Here is a 386-nt window from a genome sequence, read left to right on the forward strand (position 1 = left end):
GGATCAGCTTTTGCCATTCGACAAGCCCGCTGTCGTCGGCGGTTTCGAACAGGACGCTATGCGCCGAGGGGCGGGCGATAAGCCGGGCACCGTTCAGCGAGGTGATATTTTTCTCCGCAGCAACGGCTTCCCGGTAGCGGCGCGCCAGGGCAGGGAGCTGCACCTGCGGACCCTCGCGCCAGATCTGCCCGCCGGGGCGCGGATTATCGTCGAGGATAACGACCTGCTTACCGCAGGACGCGGCCGCCAGTGCGGCGGCGAGACCCGCCGGGCCGCAGCCGAGAATCAGAATGTCACAGCGCAGGGTTTGCATGGCAGCTCCTTTCAATCGTCATTCCGGGCTGGCACAGCGTCTGGCAGGCCAGCACCCGCCGTCCGTTGACGGT

At 66.3% G+C, this 386-nt stretch carries 1 protein-coding gene; it reads right to left on the bottom strand.

Features of this window, described 5'->3' with window-relative positions; genetic code table 11:
- Positions 1–313: FAD-dependent oxidoreductase (locus JOY50_RS28660; protein ID WP_243056189.1), on the bottom strand; the 313-nt coding region annotated here is incomplete at its 3' end.
- Positions 314–386 lie beyond the last annotated feature (73 nt).

It is taken from the genome of Pseudomonas sp. BP01, assembly GCF_022760795.1.
GTDB lineage: Bacteria > Pseudomonadota > Gammaproteobacteria > Pseudomonadales > Pseudomonadaceae > Aquipseudomonas > Aquipseudomonas putida_Q.